The organism is Gilliamella sp. wkB112 (assembly GCF_001690685.1).
In the GTDB taxonomy this organism is placed as follows: Bacteria; Pseudomonadota; Gammaproteobacteria; order Enterobacterales; family Orbaceae; genus Gilliamella; species Gilliamella apicola_J.
Map to the genome: position 1 here is coordinate 103972 of NZ_LZGL01000003.1, position 15295 is coordinate 119266.

The window sequence follows — 15295 nt, forward strand, 5'->3', positions numbered from 1 at the left end:
AATGAATACAAAAAAAATAGTTAAATTTGGTGATATTTGTCAGGAAGTAAAACTTACGACCAAAGATCCTATCTCAGATGGATTTGAATATTATATTGGATTAGAGCATTTAGATTCTAATTCTCTTACAATAAAACGTTGGGGAATAATCCGAGATGATAACCCAAGTTTTACTAGAGTATTTAAAAAAGGACATATTCTTTTTGGTAAGCGACGATCTTATTTAAAAAAAGCGGCAATTGCAAAGTTTGATGGTATTTGCTCTAGTGATATTATCGTTATGGAACCAATTGGTGATATAGTTTTACATGAGTTAGTTCCATATATTATACAATCAGAACCATTTTGGGATTTTGCAATTAGAACTTCTTCAGGTTCTTTATCTCCTAGAACCAAGTGGAAAGATTTAGCTACATATACCTTCAATATTAGTGAACAACAAGGACACTTACTAAAATTATTTCAAACTATGGAAAAAACGCTAGTTGCATCTAATAATCTTTTGGATGCATGCCAACAGAAAAAGAAAGTTTTAATGCAAAACTTACTTACAGGTAAAGTTCGATTATTAAATCAAAATGGATGTCGATTTAATCACAAATGGAAAGTATTACCATTATCTTATTTTGTTAATTGTATTAGAGGTGTAAGTTATAAACCTAATGATATTTGTTTGGTTGAAAGAAAAGATACTGTTCGTATGTTTCGTTCAACAAATATTCAAAATGGCTTATTGAATGATCAAGAGTTAATTATTTTGCCTGGTAATTTAGTAAAAGAAAAACAATTATTGATTGATGATGATTTGGTAGTATGTATGGCTAATGGTAGTAAATCATTGGTTGGAAAAGCTGCACAGTATGTCAATAATGGCAATAAATATACAGTTGGGTCATTTTGTGCAATTTTTAGACCCAATAATCATAATAATAAAAAGTTTTTAAAGTTTTTATTTGAATCATCTGAATATTCTAAACAGCTTTTAGTGATTTTAGCTGGTTCAAGTATCAATAATTTAAAAGGATCTAACATTGAAAATATGGAATTTTATGTACCAATAAAATATGAAGAACAACATCAAATAGCAAATATATTAACTCAAGTTGATGAAGAAATTACTATTATAAAAAATAAAATTAAAAGTTTAGAAAATATCAAAAGAAATATATTGTTAACTTCATTTAATTAATAAAAGGATTTTTTTATGTTTAACGAACAATCCGTCACAGAAAAGGGTATTATTGATAAATTGACTCATTTAGATAGTATTAACTGGCATTACTGTTCAGGAGAAAACTTACCTAAGCAGTCACAAGATATATTTGTCGATACTTGGCTAAAAGATGCACTTTGTTCGTTGAACCCAGCAATTCAATCTAACTCCGATTATGCTGATGAAGTAATTCATAAATTACGAGGCTTAATTATGGAGTCTCACCATACAGGTTTAGTTAAAGCTAATGAAAACTTTCACGAATGGTTAATGGCCGAAAAAACATTACCTTTTGGTAAAAATGGTGAACATATTACGATTAATTTAATTGATTATGAGCATATCGAAAATAACCATTTTGTGATTACTAACCAAGTGCATTTTATTGCTGCAAAAGAGGCATATTTTGATCTTGTTCTATATGTTAATGGTATCCCATTAGTGGTTGGCGAAGTTAAAACAGCAACGCGTCCTGCCATTTCATGGCAAGATGGTGCAGCTGATTTTATGGGAGGGTTAAAACATTATTGGAAATATGTTGAACCTTTTTTTGTACCAAATTTGCTTTGTTTTGCTTCAGAAGGTAAAACGTTTGCTTATGGAGCTATTAATTCAAGAATTAAGGATTGGGGGCCTTGGCACAAAACAACCCAGCGAGATGAAATTCTACTTGGTTTATCTTCAGTATTAGATAGTGTTGAGGGTTTATTAAACCCAAGCACATTGTTGCAGTTATTAAAATCTTTTGCTTTATTTTCAACAATTAAAACAGGTAAAGATACGCCCCCTAAAAGAATTAAGATTCTGCCTCGTTATCCACAATTTGAAGCTGCAAAACAAATTGTTGAACGTGTAAAATCAGGTTACCCTCGTAAAGGATTGATATGGCATTTTCAAGGTTCAGGTAAATCATTATTAATGCTTTATGCTGCTAGAATGCTACGTGCTGATAATGCATTAAAAAATCCAACCGTTTTAATTGTGGTTGATCGACGTGATTTAGATGGTCAAATTAATGAGACTTTTGGTGGTGCAGATGTAAAAAATTTAATAAAAGTAAAAAGTTGTAAACGGTTAAGTGAACATATAGAAAAAGATAGCCGTGGAATTTTGATTACCACAATATTTAAGTTTCAAGATGTTGAAATTGATGATAATAATCCTAAGGGATTAAACGACCGAGATAATATCATTGTTTTAGTTGACGAAGCACATCGAACCCAAGAAGGTTCTCTTGGCGATAAAATGCGTTGGGCATTACCCAATGCACATTTTTATGGTTTAACCGGAACACCAATCTCAGGTCTAGAAAGAAATACCTTCAAACTTTTTGGTGCAGAAGTAGATGAAGGGCGCTATATGAATCGTTATAGCTATAAACAATCGATTCGTGATAAAGCGACAAATCCCGTCAAATTTGAACCACGTTTAGCTGAGTTACGAGTTAATCGTGAGGCAATAGATGAAGCATTTGCAGAACTAGTTGAACAAAATCAACTTGATGAAGATGAAAAAATGGTGCTTTCACGGCGGGCAGGAAAATTAGCGATTATGCTTAAAGCTCCTAAACGTATGAATGCCATAAGCGAAGATATTGTTACTCACTTCAATCACCATGTTCAAACCAAACATATGAAGGGTATGGTGGTAGTTTATGATCGTGATGCATGTGTTCAAATGTATTATTTATTAATTAAACATTTAGGTAAAGCAGCTGTTGAAGTTGTCATGAATGTTGATAGGGCCCCAAGAAAAGATAAAGATGGAAAACAAAACAAAGATTGGCTTCGTTGGAAAGAAGAACTCAATCTCTCTATTACCGAAGAGGATTTTGATCGTTGGCAACAACTCGATTCAGATGAACAAAGCTTAAAGTCATTAATCGAAAGTTATAAAGATCCTGTTCATCCTCTGCAATTGATTATTGTGACTTCAAAATTATTAACAGGTTTTGATGCGCCTATTTGTTATTGTATGTATCTGGATAAGCCTTTACGTGATCATACTTTACTGCAAGCAATGTGCCGAACCAATCGGCTCTATGAGGCTGATGGTGTACAAAAACAAATGGGGTTAATTGTAGATTATTTAGGCGTGTTTGAAAATTTACGAACAGCTTTAGCTTATAATCCTGAAGAAATTGAAGGTGTAGTTGAAGGCATTGAAGTTTTTAAAACATTATTACCAGATCAACTGAAGAAGTGTTTAGATTTTTTCCCAGATGTAGATAGAACACTAATCGGTTTTGAAGGAATTATGGCTGCTCAGGAGTGTTTACCAGATAATTCCAAACGAGATGCTTTTGCTGCTGCATTTGGGGTGTTAAATAAATTATGGACAGCTATAAACCCAGACCAATTTTTATCCCCTTATCAAAATGATTATAAATGGCTTGTTCAGATTTATGAATCAGTAAGGCCGATTGGGCAAACCGGTTCTTTAGTTTGGGCAGCATTGGGGCCTGAAACAATAAATATGATACATGAGCATACCGATATTAAACGTATTCGCGATGATATTGATTCGCTCATAATGGATGAACATGCGTTTTTTACTTTGACAGAAAAAGAACAAGAACAAAGGGCTCGTCAGTTAGAGATTGATTTAATGGGACGTTTACGTGGACATGGTAATCCAAAGTTTGTAGCGCTTGGAGAACGACTAGAAAAATTACGTCAAGATTATGAGGCAGGTGTAATTAAGGCAATTGAATGGCTTAAAGGTTTATTGGATACCGCTAAAGATACTGTTCAAGCTGAGCGTGAAACCGGCGATAGCCCAGTTACTCAGCAAGATAATAAACAAGCATTAACCAAACTATTTATGGAGACTCGTCCAAATAGTACGCCAAAATTAATTGGTGATGTAGTTGAGCAAATCGATAAAATAGTAAAAACAACACGTTTTAAAGGTTGGCAAAATTCTAATAGTGGACCAAGAGAAATACAAAAAGCACTGTTACTGACTTTAAATCAATTTGGATTAGGTAAAGATAAAGAGTTGTTTGAAAAAGCCTATGCTTATATTGAAGAACATTATTGATATTGAGGATTAATGATAAGTGAGATATATGAAATAGCTTATGCTTCTGCAAATAATAGATTGTGTCTTTTTGCGGGAACAGGATTTTCTAAAGCCTTAAATGACAATATATGAATATAAATATTTATAAAAACTTGAAAAAGTACAGTAAGTTGGTTCTCTGAAAATAGATTTCTAGTTTTTATTTAAAATGATATCTAATCTTTTTATTAATTCGATTCTTATAGGTTGAAATATTTGCTCCAATGTATCTGCTTCGTTATTTGTAGACTGTAAAATAGAATGATTAATAATAGGTAATTGATATGCGGAAATTTTTATTTTTTGCTGATAAGCTAATTCATCTGATATAACAAACTCAGTTCCTATTGGGTTTACTTCGGGATTAATAATGTTATTTGGATAAAATAAATAAACATCATTTACTTTGAATCTAATTGCATAAGCTAGCATTTGATATAAATCAGTTTGACTGACTCCTTTTTTAGAATCATGACTGTTAGAATAGATAATCTTATATTTACTATCAATTATAATATTACCATTTGATGAGAATAAAAAAAGATCAGGTTGTATCTGAAACGTTTTTTCTTCATCTAAAAACACATCTTTTCGTTGTGATTTTATGGAAATAGAAGGAATTTCTTTTTTAATGAAACCAAAAATAAAATCTTCAAATAAATATTCCATTGGTAAAAGGAAAGCAAATAATTTCAAATTATTTTTATAATCAAAAGTTATACTGTTAATTAAGAATAATAAGCAATAGTCTCTAACTATTTCAAATTGTTCAAACATGGGATTAAATTTAATTCTTGAACATTGTAGTGCAGATACTCTTATGTCGGATACCTCATCTAAAACAAATAGTATTTCTCGTAAGTTTTTTTTATTATCAACATTGTTTGTTATATTAAATAATAATGTTGCAACAAATTTTATCATTCGATTAAATTCATTATCTAATTCAAAAGAATCGTAATTACAATTTAATTTATGCCAATTACCTTTACTAAGATTTTCTTTAATGTACTCATTTGTATTTAGTCTTCCTTTCATAAAAGGAACCTCTCTATTTATCTCTTCATATTGTTGATAAATAGAGTTATTTAGTAATTCTCTAGTATATTTAGAAAAGAGATAAATTAAAACCTCAAAAAAATCTCCTTTTGTACCACCTAATTCTGTTTGATAGTTAGGAAATCTAATTTTTCTACAATAACTTAACCACCATAGAATATGGTTATTAATCTGATTAATCTGATTAACTGTATATTCGAGACGTGAATCAAAAAATATTTTTGGTAATAAGTTTATTTTTTGGTTATCACAATAGATTACGCCTACATATTTATTAGATTTTATTTCTTTTGTTTTATGCAAAAACTGTATAAATTTTTGAGACTCCATGTATTCATCTTCACTACTATTAAAATAAGTACATTTTTCTCTTTTTTGCCAAATTTCATCTAAAAAAGATTCCAATTCATCAAAAGATTCATCCAGGTGGACCTTATTTTGATATTCAAATAAATTTGTTATTTTTTTCATTTTATTCTAATTGGCCAGTTATCATCGATAGTTAGATTTGCTTGCTTAAGAATATTTATTACTTCTTTCTCATCATTCATGAAATATTCTAATAATAACGGTATTATTTTTTTATTCATCATATCAATAAAATCTAGGCTATTATCCATAAAATAGGAATGACCAATTTGAAAATCATATCCCTTTAATTTTATTATTTGTTTATTGATAATAGATAATATCTCAGAATTATTAACCAACTGTTCCTTCCCATTATGACTAATACTATAAATTGGATACATTGGTTCAAATTCAAATCGACGACGTAGCGCAATATCTAATAAAGCGATTGATTTATCTGCTGTATTCATAGTTCCAATAATATATAAATTAGAGGGAACTACAAATTTATCTCCAGAAGGTAAAGTTGCTTCTATAGTTAATCTGTCATTATCTTGTTTAGAATAAATATCAAATCGTTTATCTACTTCAATAAGTGTAATTAACTCTCCAAATACTCTAGAGATATTAGCTCTATTTATTTCATCAATTATTAATACATAATTTTTCCTTATTTTTACATCACTTGAAATATTTTTTTGTTTTCCTTTTTCTAATAGAATATTCAACAAAGGATTATAATATGGTGCTAAGCCACCTTTTATTACTGTATTTATGCCTTCTTCATACATTTTTTTGAGTGTATTTATAGAAATAGAATGTTGATTATTACCATTATTTTTTTTGAAATAAATCGTTTGGTCAGTAGCATCATAGATAAAATAAGAAGTCATTTTCATTTTTACTTCTATTTCATTTCCTATGGATAGTGGTTGTAAATAATCAATTAGGATCTCATCAAAAGGTAATAATACATTTTCATTTGTTAATGATTTGAGATTTTTATAAGCTCGATCTGCTATTTTTTTAAAAATCCCATCTTTTTTTGTGAAATATAGTGAGTTACTTGCATTATCAATATCAGGTCTTAATCCTTGAATAAAATCTTCATAGCTATAGTTTTGATGAAAGGTAATAAATTCTATTTGGTCATGTAAGTTTTTGTTAAAAATTTCTTTAGCTTCTTGATAATTTTTAATCGTTTTATTTTCTACGATTTCAGCTGCTCTTAATATACTGTGATAAGTTTTTCCTGTACCTGGAGGTCCATAGAATATCACATTCAAAGGATATGTATTCATTATGTGTTTCTCTGTGTTATAAATATGATTGTGGGAGGTAATGCCTAGTAATTCATTGAGTTTATTAATTAAATCGATATTATTAGTAATATCAGTCAGTGTTTTTATCCCTAAATTAACTTTTGTCTTCCATAAACCTTTTGTAATCCATTTTATATTTCGACATTTTTTATATTCATCCCTGCTATCATCATAAAAATAATCAGATTGAATAACTCCGCATCCTAAACATTCATTTTGTCCTTTTTTTACAAAAACCATATCTCCAATTGACATGTTAAATTTGAAATCAAAATTAGCATTAGTGCTGTGACGAGGTATTTTATCTGGGAGTTTTTTTTGTATTGCTTCTTTTATTTCATTTTTATTATGATAGCGGTTTAAATCACCAATATAATCCCAACCTAATACTATTATATTCTTTTTAGAAACATCATCCCAAAGATATGCTTGTTCGCCTGGGGAATATACCCAGTATTTTTTATTTTCAGAACTACCTACTTTTCTTTTCAAGGATTGATTCCATGTCCAAGCATCGTATGAAATTTGATAAAAAGGATCTATAGTTTTATTTTTAATCTCGTCTAAAAGTACTATATATGTATCGTAATCATTAAAATTACTATTGATATTTAAATTATTTTCTAAATAAGGAATTGATATTTTATTAACAGGGAAAAATTGTTCAGGATTAACCATAAATAAAGCTTGAGTCAACTTTGCTTTTCCAATATTTTTTATGGTTAAGATATCATTAAACATTGTATTAGAAACTTGATTATTTAAAACAGCTAAATAAAATTCCCATAATCTATTTATTTCATTATTATTTCTGTCATATTTATAAGGAAATAGCCAAACTTTTTGAGGATTAACAGATGGAACACCAAGGATATCTTCTGGAATTGTTACCGAAAATATTTCAGCAATTTGTCTTAAAATTTCTAGATTTCGTTCTTCCCCATGTTTGTATATATAACAAAAAAAAGTAAATGGATCTATTTCACATAAATTAGTGCTTTCATTTTTTGATGGTTTATCTGCTAATGCATCAATATCGATATCTTGCAGAATGTTTATTAATTTTTGTTGATCATTGCGATATTCTAATAGTTTCGTGGCTAACTGCTTATGCGTTTCTATCCATGTAAATCTGTGTTCCATATATTTCAATTCCCGCCATAATATATCAATAAATTAAATTACATAGACTATCTTTTATTTAGCCTAGGCAATGACATTATTTTTAATGATTATAATGTAGTCTAATTGCCCTAGATATTAAAATCAATAAGAGGATACAAATCCGGATACATTCTCCTACCTCAAATCTCCCAATTCAATAATACCAATGCTTTAAGCTGTATCTTCGATTCCACGTCCAGTCGCCAATCACCAAATTCTAAGACCTGCTTCCAGCAGGTTTTTTTATGCCTAAAGCCTTTTCAAATAAGCCTTTACGTGATCATACTTTACTGCTAGCAATGTGCCGAACCAATCGGCTCTATGATGCTGATGATGTACAAAAACAAATGGGGTTAATTGTAGATTATTTAGGCGTGTTTGAAAATTTACGAACAGCTTTAGCTTATAATCCCGAAGAAATTGAAGGTGTAGTTGAAGGCATTGAAGTTTTTAAAACATTATTACCAGATCAAATGAAGAAAAATCTTTATAGCAATCAAAGTCCAACTCAGCCTTCTCCATCGTGCGTATCACTTCACGGTGTAGTTTATCCCGGCTAAATTCACTGACTAACTGACCTGCAATGCTCATTGCACTGACATGACCTGAGCCATAACGCAGCCAGTTAATGGTTTGTTGGTTTGGTAAGGTGAGTTAGACTAAATTATCCAGCGCATCCCAACGGTAGTCTACTTCACCGTTTCCCTACATTAGGGATACCAGTTTTTCAGCATAAGTCATAAATAGTTTTCCAAAAAATCTCGAAGGCGATGAAAAGTAAGCTCGGAGTAACTTACTGTTAGATACTCAAAATTTATAGTATTCCTTTATCCAGTATTTTCCTGCAACTGAATAGCTCGCGTTTATTAATTCTAATTTATTAGGAAAGGGACATAATTATGCTATGTCATTAAAACACAGTTCGATATCTGCAAAGCAATTTATACAACCATTCAATCGAATCCACTGAACAACATTATCTAGCAAGCAGTAAAGAAGAGCAAATATGTTGAGCAACTCAGTATGTAATGTAATTTATTTGGCGATACCGTCAACCTTGAAAAGAATGAACAATATATCTCCAAATCTAGAAACTAGCGATGATTCACTTTATCATCGAACTAGATACGTATTTAAGCGCTCACCTTTAACTGGATGTCCATTACATAGAATGGCTTACAGGACTAAACCAGCCTCTATTCAATTAGGCATTCTGATTTATAGTATTTTATATATTATGTCAGTGGCTTTAATTTTTATTACTGCATCCGTGAATATAATTTCATGCATTAATAAATTATCATTTAACAGAATTATTTCATCAATTAACCAATCTCCATGTGAATAATCCTCCTTAGGCCACTCGCACTTATTTTTTTTTATAGAATAATTATGAACATTAGAATAAGACAAAGAAAATCTATTATCATATCCACCTAAAAGTAACATCTCTATATTTGTAACTCTGAAATCCCCAATGAGATTTTCTCTAATAATTAAACTATCAATTTTTGAATCATGAGGGCATCTTGGGTCATTATGATCATAATGCCAACTAGCTGACATAAATTGTAATGCTTCTTCAGGAATTTTGTCCTTAACCTTATTAAGATAATTTGGATAAGCTGAACTATCCATAAAAAAACCATCATGTGTCTGTATAAACTTTATTATTTTCATATCGTTAACATCCTGATTGTCCACTTTTTTTAACCTTTTTTGTATATTCCTTGACTGCTTGTCTACTTCCTGGTGTTCCCTTTGGAGGCAATTTCCTCATCTTTCTTAATTCATCAACTGCAATACCATTCAGCGTATCTGAAACAGATTTTGGTACTTTAACATCACTACCAATTGTCCCATGTTTATTAAAAAATCCATCTGCTCCATAGATTCCTACCTCTTTTCCATTTGGCGCATAAACATGAACTTCAAATGAACTTCCCAACCCTATATTGAAGCAATCAATCCGTGCTTTATAACCTTCAGACAAAGATAAAGGTGCTTTTGGCGCTATCCAAGCGGATCAACCCACCCCAACGGACTAGGCGCATAAGCGTAAAGGTTTATCCCACCCATTAATCCTATCGGGTCTTGCTGAGTAAACCGTCCAATCTCAGGGTCGTAATACCTGAAGGTATTATAGTGTAATCCCGTCTCGTTGTCTGCATATTGACCAGCATAGCGTAGGGGGTGGTCAGTGCCAAATACTCGACCCTCTCGGTCATTTATCTGGTTAAGGCGCAGTAATTTGCTCCAGCTGTTGTAGGTGGCTGACCACAGGATGGTACCATCACTGTCGGTGAGCTCTAATGGCTGGCCGTTTACTTCACTATGATAATATTCAATACTGTTAGAGTTACTATTATGATTAATTCTGGTTAATGGGCTATAGTCATCATTAGGTTCATGCGGTTAACTGTAAAAACATGCCGGCGAGTGTTCCTGCAATAGTCCTAAGCCCTGCCACAGGAATGTAGTGGTCTCTGTTCGGCTGCTAAAACTATCCTGTCGGGTCACTTGTTTACTTGTGCGACGTCCTAAACCATCATAATAATAATGGGTGACATGTTGCCCTTGTGGACCTTTACCATAAGCCTTAATCAGCCGGTTTTCGGCGTCATAGTCAAAATGCTGGTGTGAGTCGAACGTTTTACGCTCTATTAGATTTACCCACTTATCATAACGGTTATTTAGCTGCTGTCAGAGGGTTAAACGGTTGTCCGTTATTGGGGTTGTGCTGTGTTCATCCAGTAAGTTGTCAGCCTTATCATAATCAAATCGTTGCAGTGTCATCCCACCGTATAAGCGGGTACGACTGCCTGTTAGACGACTTTCCGTATCATAATAAAAATCCTGATTACCACGACTGTTATCCTCAATATGAAATATATCACAACACTTATAGGAATAACTGATAAATGGTTTTATGCCTTGATAAAACGAGAAAAATTTCCAAGACCAATAAAATTTGGGCGAGCTTCTCGTTGGCGTCTTAAGGACATTGAATCTTGGATAGAGACCAAAACTAATTAATAACTATATTATTAACCAAAGCCACAAAGTCAACGATGTGGCTTTTTTTATGTCTAGAATTTAACAAATAAGGAGTATCGTCATGTCTTTAACAGATTTAAAAATCAAATCCGCTAAACCTAATGAAAAGCAATATAAATTAACAGATGGAGATGGTTTGTTTTTACTTGTTTACACTAATGGTTCTAAATATTGGCGGTATCGATATAAATTTCAAAGGAAAGAATGCTTATTAGCAATCGGTACTTATCCTACTGTTTCGTTAAGTGAAACTAGAAGTTTGCGAGATGAGACTAAATCATTACTTGCTGAAAATATTGATCCTTTGATAGAAAAGAAAGCAAAACAGCTTGAAGATGAAATACAAGTAACAATGCTTACAAAGGATTTTTCGATTCTGCGTCTGGGCACCAATCACCAAATTCTAAGACCTACTTCAAGCAGTTTTTTTATGCCTAAATCCTTTGCAGATAAGCCTTGCAACGTATTTTCCTTGTTAACTAACATCAACCCAAATCAAGTTAAAAAGTGGATACATTTAGTTCGATAATGGTGTGTATTCTTTAATTGGCTTTAAAACCTTTATTGGTTAGGGTTAAGAGAAATTGTTTATTTTTTTTATAAGATATATTCTGAGTAAAATCACCTACTATTTATACTGGTATTTACACTTATTTTACAAATATTTTAGATTGAGAAGTAGTTAATTTTTTATCAAAGAATTATACTTTTTATAGCTAAAATGAGTTTAGCTTAATTTACAAATGATGGAGAAAAATATGAAATAAAACAAAAAATTAAAGAACAGGTGGAACGCTATGTACTATTCGGTTAGATGCCAGCTTTATACCCTAAATCTTTTTAAAATTGCATTAATTAAATTATTGCACCTAAAACTTACGTTAACTGTTAATCATCAAAATTTATCGCGGTTATCACAGCTATATTATTTAACCTTAAAACGCTTATCTAAAGCTGTACTAGTATTAATACCCTTATCATTATTGCCATATTCAGTAAATACTCAGGCGTTGTCGGCGACTACGATACAGAAAATTAATGGTAGTGCGCCTTATTTAACTTTTGATAATGGGGTAACCAAGGTTACTACTGCAGATGGGTTATTAGGTATTACTTTATCCGACGATACTAAAATCACACCGGCAACGAATACCTCAACCAAAAATAGTCCAATTGTGCTTCCTGAAGCCAACCAGCAGTTTACTGATATTAATATGGTGGTGCCAGCGACTACTAACTCCATCGCTTTAAATACTCTAATTGGTCAACCCTATAATTATTGGGCTGATGATGATGGTGATGGTCAGGGTACTAATGGTATTACCGCTACCGGTACTTTAAGCGTTAGCATTACCGATAAAGATAATCAAGAAGTGAGTCGTAGTACCACCTTGGATGTCTGTCAAGCGCCTTATAAAATAGTATTAACCAGTACTGATGTTAGTTTAACTACCCAGTATGGGTTGCCCAATATAAGTTACTTCACAGGTAATAGAGCTACTTATTATGTCAGTCCTAAAGCCGAGCCGAAAATCTGTTATGCCAGGCCGAATCTGAACTATGGTACCAATAGTGTAGAAGTAGTAAACTGGAACTTTGCCGGCCCTGCCAATATCTGGAATACGAAAAAAGGCTTCCTAGTGCAATCTACTGAGTCATCAAGTTACGACCGTAACTTCCCGACTGCTGCGGCTAATAAGCTACATTTTGATTTACTTGCAGGTGGTATTGATGCGGCAACTTTAACTTGGCCAGATGTCACTCTAGGTGGTATTACTGCAACTATGACCGTTAATCCACCCAAAAGCACTCCTAACCAAAGAAATTTTCCCACTTTTAATCCTGATGGTGCTTCCTCGGTGCGCATAACCCTCACTGGTCCAGCGGCAACTAGCATGCAAATCAACACAGATTATCCGACTAAACTTAGTCCACCCAGCTTACCACAGACTTTCGAGATAGTCGGTTATGATAGTAATCATACAGCAGTATTAAAATATGGCTTTGTCTTAAAGCATTGGTTCATCAACCGCGGAAAACAAACAAATTCTGTTCTTAAAATAAGGGATTGGTGTTCAAAATTAGGTGAAGCATATCGTGTACCCAAGGTAAATGAGTTAACTAATTCGGTGTGCGCTGGGTATAATTCAGGGCGTGAATGCCAAGGTGTAGTAGGTGCCACACCACCATCAACTCAAAATAATTACCAGCGTAATATTGGTGGTGGTTTTTTTGCTGAATGGGGCAACTTGTCCGAAATTACCGAGTCCGGTTTCGAATCGATATACTACTGGTCGAATGACACCAGTACATTAAACTCAAATAGCCATTACCTGATTCACTTGAGCCATGGCTACACTACTAGTACATTCCTCTACGACGGCTACAACGGGGTTTGCGTCTATCCTTAGTTCTAGGCCTTAAGTTGTAATAAGTTAATAAGGAACAATTAAGATTAAACAGCCAAGAGGACAGTGGCAGCGGCGGGGGTAACCCAAGCCGTTTTTTAAAAATGCCAGCCATCGTGCTGGCATTGTTATGTTTGTCAAGATGTTTACAAAGAGCTATACGTTTGCGTATGAAAATATGTTCCTCTATTACAAATAAAACTATATATTATATAACTCAATCTTTTTATAGAGTGTGGATAATCCAATACCAAGTTTTTTGGCAACATTTTTTTTGTCTTCTGTTGTAACGGCATTTTTAAGCAGTTGCTTTATTACATGCTTTTCATACTCTTCAAGGAGATTTTTTAAGTAATAAAATTCTTTTTCACTGGATACTTCTGAAGTATTCGGAAACATAATATGGCTTGGAAGATCCGCTAGCATAATCTGACCGTATTCTTTAATATTGAGCAGATATTCAATAATATTTTTTAATTCTCTTACATTACCTGGCCAATTATAGGCAATAAGTGAGTCCATTGCTTGTGGTGAAATAGTAATATTTTTGCGGAATTTTTTGTTGTAATCAACAATTAAAAACTCTGCCAATAATGGAATATCATCTCTCCTTTGCCTTAATGGTGGGATTAGCATAGGTATCACATTAATACGATAGTAAAGATCCCTTCTAAATTTACCATCTTGAATAAGCTGGTCTAGATCCTGATTAGTTGCACAAATCACTCTAACATCAATTGGAATACGCTGATTGCTACCTAGCCTAGTAACAGTTTTTTCCTGCAATACTCGTAATAGCTTGGTTTGTGTGACTAAAGGCATATCGCCGATTTCATCTAAAAACAGGGTACTTTTATTGGCTAATTCAAATTTTCCTACATAGCCTTTGGGGTTTGCGCCTGTAAATGCGCCCGGTTCATAACCAAATAGTTCACTTTCCACTAGGTTTTCAGGAATAGCACTACAATTAACCGAAATCATTAATTTATTTTTTCTAGTGCTTTGATTATGGATCACATTTGCCAGAACCTCTTTACCAGTACCACTTTCCCCCATAATCAATACCGTTGAGTCCGAATCATTAATCTTATTGGCTAACGCTAAAAGGTGTTTAACTTTTTTATTTTCACCAATAAAATTGACATCATTAAATGATTTAATCACTTCATCTAATTGATTTTCAAGCTTTTGAGAGTGTTGTAAAGTATCAATTTTACTTTCAATTAACATACTCATATACTTCAAAAACTGTTCAAACTTGGTTTTATTTTGTAAGAAATGTAATCTCTCTTCTTCCGAAAAAGCAGCAATACTAATAATGCCACACACTTCATTTTGGTAAAAAATAGGATAAGCAATATCAGCAACTTCTGAACAATTAAAGCGATCACCGCATTGACTACATATTTCACTTATATGTGAGTTTTCGATAATAGAAGGTTGTTTGGTGACTAACATTTCTTGATAAAGTGAAGCATGTCGAATTTTTTGATTAATTTGATGGTGTTTGGATGTTGCCGCTATACGAAATATATTTCGATCCACAACGGTTACATCAACATTAAGAATAGCTGCAATCGCATTTACGAAGGCTTTAACAAAATCTTGAATATGCAAAAGCTCCGTATTCATACTATCTATCCTTCCTTTCTAAAAGT

The 15295-nt window shown here is 32.4% G+C and carries 10 protein-coding genes and 3 pseudogenes; 6 read left to right on the top strand and 7 right to left on the bottom strand.

Going from position 1 to position 15295, the window contains the following annotated elements; all coding sequences use genetic code 11:
• Window position 1 precedes the first annotated feature (1 nt).
• Both A9G12_RS00630 and A9G12_RS00635 read left to right on the top strand, forming a co-directional pair.
• Window positions 2–1189, top strand: coding sequence for a restriction endonuclease subunit S (locus tag A9G12_RS00630; protein ID WP_065563952.1), 1188 nt, complete (start codon window positions 2–4; stop codon window positions 1187–1189).
• A gap of 15 nt (window positions 1190–1204) precedes the next feature.
• Window positions 1205–4255: a type I restriction endonuclease subunit R gene (locus tag A9G12_RS00635; protein ID WP_065563953.1), complete on the top strand. Its 3051-nt coding sequence runs from the start codon at window positions 1205–1207 to the stop codon at window positions 4253–4255.
• Window positions 4256–4429: 174 nt separating this feature from the next.
• Here the strand turns inward: A9G12_RS00635 and A9G12_RS00640 are convergent, their stop codons facing one another.
• Both A9G12_RS00640 and A9G12_RS00645 read right to left on the bottom strand, forming a co-directional pair.
• On the bottom strand, window positions 4430–5806 hold the full coding sequence (locus tag A9G12_RS00640) for an McrC family protein (protein WP_065563954.1): 1377 nt from the start codon (window positions 5804–5806) through the stop codon (window positions 4430–4432).
• Complete coding sequence (locus A9G12_RS00645) at window positions 5803–8151, bottom strand: AAA family ATPase (protein WP_065563955.1); 2349 nt, start codon at window positions 8149–8151, stop codon at window positions 5803–5805. Before A9G12_RS00645 ends, A9G12_RS00640 begins: the two co-directional genes overlap by 4 nt.
• A gap of 278 nt (window positions 8152–8429) precedes the next feature.
• On the opposite strand from A9G12_RS00645, the pseudogene A9G12_RS00650 reads away from it, so the two are divergent.
• Window positions 8430–8660, top strand: a pseudogene (locus tag A9G12_RS00650) (hypothetical protein); the annotation flags it as partial.
• On the opposite strand, the pseudogene A9G12_RS12575 reads toward A9G12_RS00650, so the two are convergent.
• The 4 genes and pseudogenes from A9G12_RS12575 to A9G12_RS12580 all read right to left on the bottom strand — a co-directional run.
• Window positions 8623–8871: pseudogene (locus A9G12_RS12575) on the bottom strand (hypothetical protein); the annotation flags it as partial. The pseudogenes A9G12_RS00650 and A9G12_RS12575 sit on opposite strands and share 38 nt — an antisense overlap.
• A 519-nt stretch (window positions 8872–9390) precedes the next feature.
• On the bottom strand, window positions 9391–9876 hold the full coding sequence (locus A9G12_RS00655; protein ID WP_218056533.1) for a hypothetical protein: 486 nt from the start codon (window positions 9874–9876) through the stop codon (window positions 9391–9393).
• Window positions 9857–10165: a hypothetical protein gene (locus tag A9G12_RS00660; RefSeq protein WP_065563957.1), complete on the bottom strand. Its 309-nt coding sequence runs from the start codon at window positions 10163–10165 to the stop codon at window positions 9857–9859. Before A9G12_RS00660 ends, A9G12_RS00655 begins: the two co-directional genes overlap by 20 nt.
• Window positions 10166–10188: 23 nt before the next feature.
• A pseudogene (locus A9G12_RS12580) lies at window positions 10189–10548 on the bottom strand (RHS repeat-associated core domain-containing protein); the annotation flags it as partial.
• 507 nt (window positions 10549–11055) lie between these two features.
• On the opposite strand from A9G12_RS12580, the gene A9G12_RS12585 reads away from it, so the two are divergent.
• From A9G12_RS12585 to A9G12_RS00670, 3 genes are all read left to right on the top strand, one after another.
• Window positions 11056–11208: an AlpA family phage regulatory protein gene (locus tag A9G12_RS12585; protein WP_081299598.1), complete on the top strand. Its 153-nt coding sequence runs from the start codon at window positions 11056–11058 to the stop codon at window positions 11206–11208.
• 82 nt (window positions 11209–11290) lie between these two features.
• Window positions 11291–11758 carry an Arm DNA-binding domain-containing protein gene (locus tag A9G12_RS00665; protein WP_065563958.1) on the top strand — a complete coding sequence of 156 codons (468 nt, stop codon included), beginning with the start codon at window positions 11291–11293 and terminating at the stop codon, window positions 11756–11758.
• A gap of 268 nt (window positions 11759–12026) precedes the next feature.
• Window positions 12027–13640, top strand: a complete 1614-nt coding sequence (locus tag A9G12_RS00670) for a hypothetical protein (protein ID WP_065563959.1) — start codon at window positions 12027–12029, stop codon at window positions 13638–13640.
• A 198-nt stretch (window positions 13641–13838) separates the two neighbouring features.
• Here A9G12_RS00670 and A9G12_RS00675 read toward each other — a convergent pair whose 3' ends face one another.
• On the bottom strand, window positions 13839–15269 hold the full coding sequence (locus A9G12_RS00675; protein WP_065563960.1) for a sigma-54 interaction domain-containing protein: 1431 nt from the start codon (window positions 15267–15269) through the stop codon (window positions 13839–13841).
• Window positions 15270–15295: the final 26 nt, after the last annotated feature.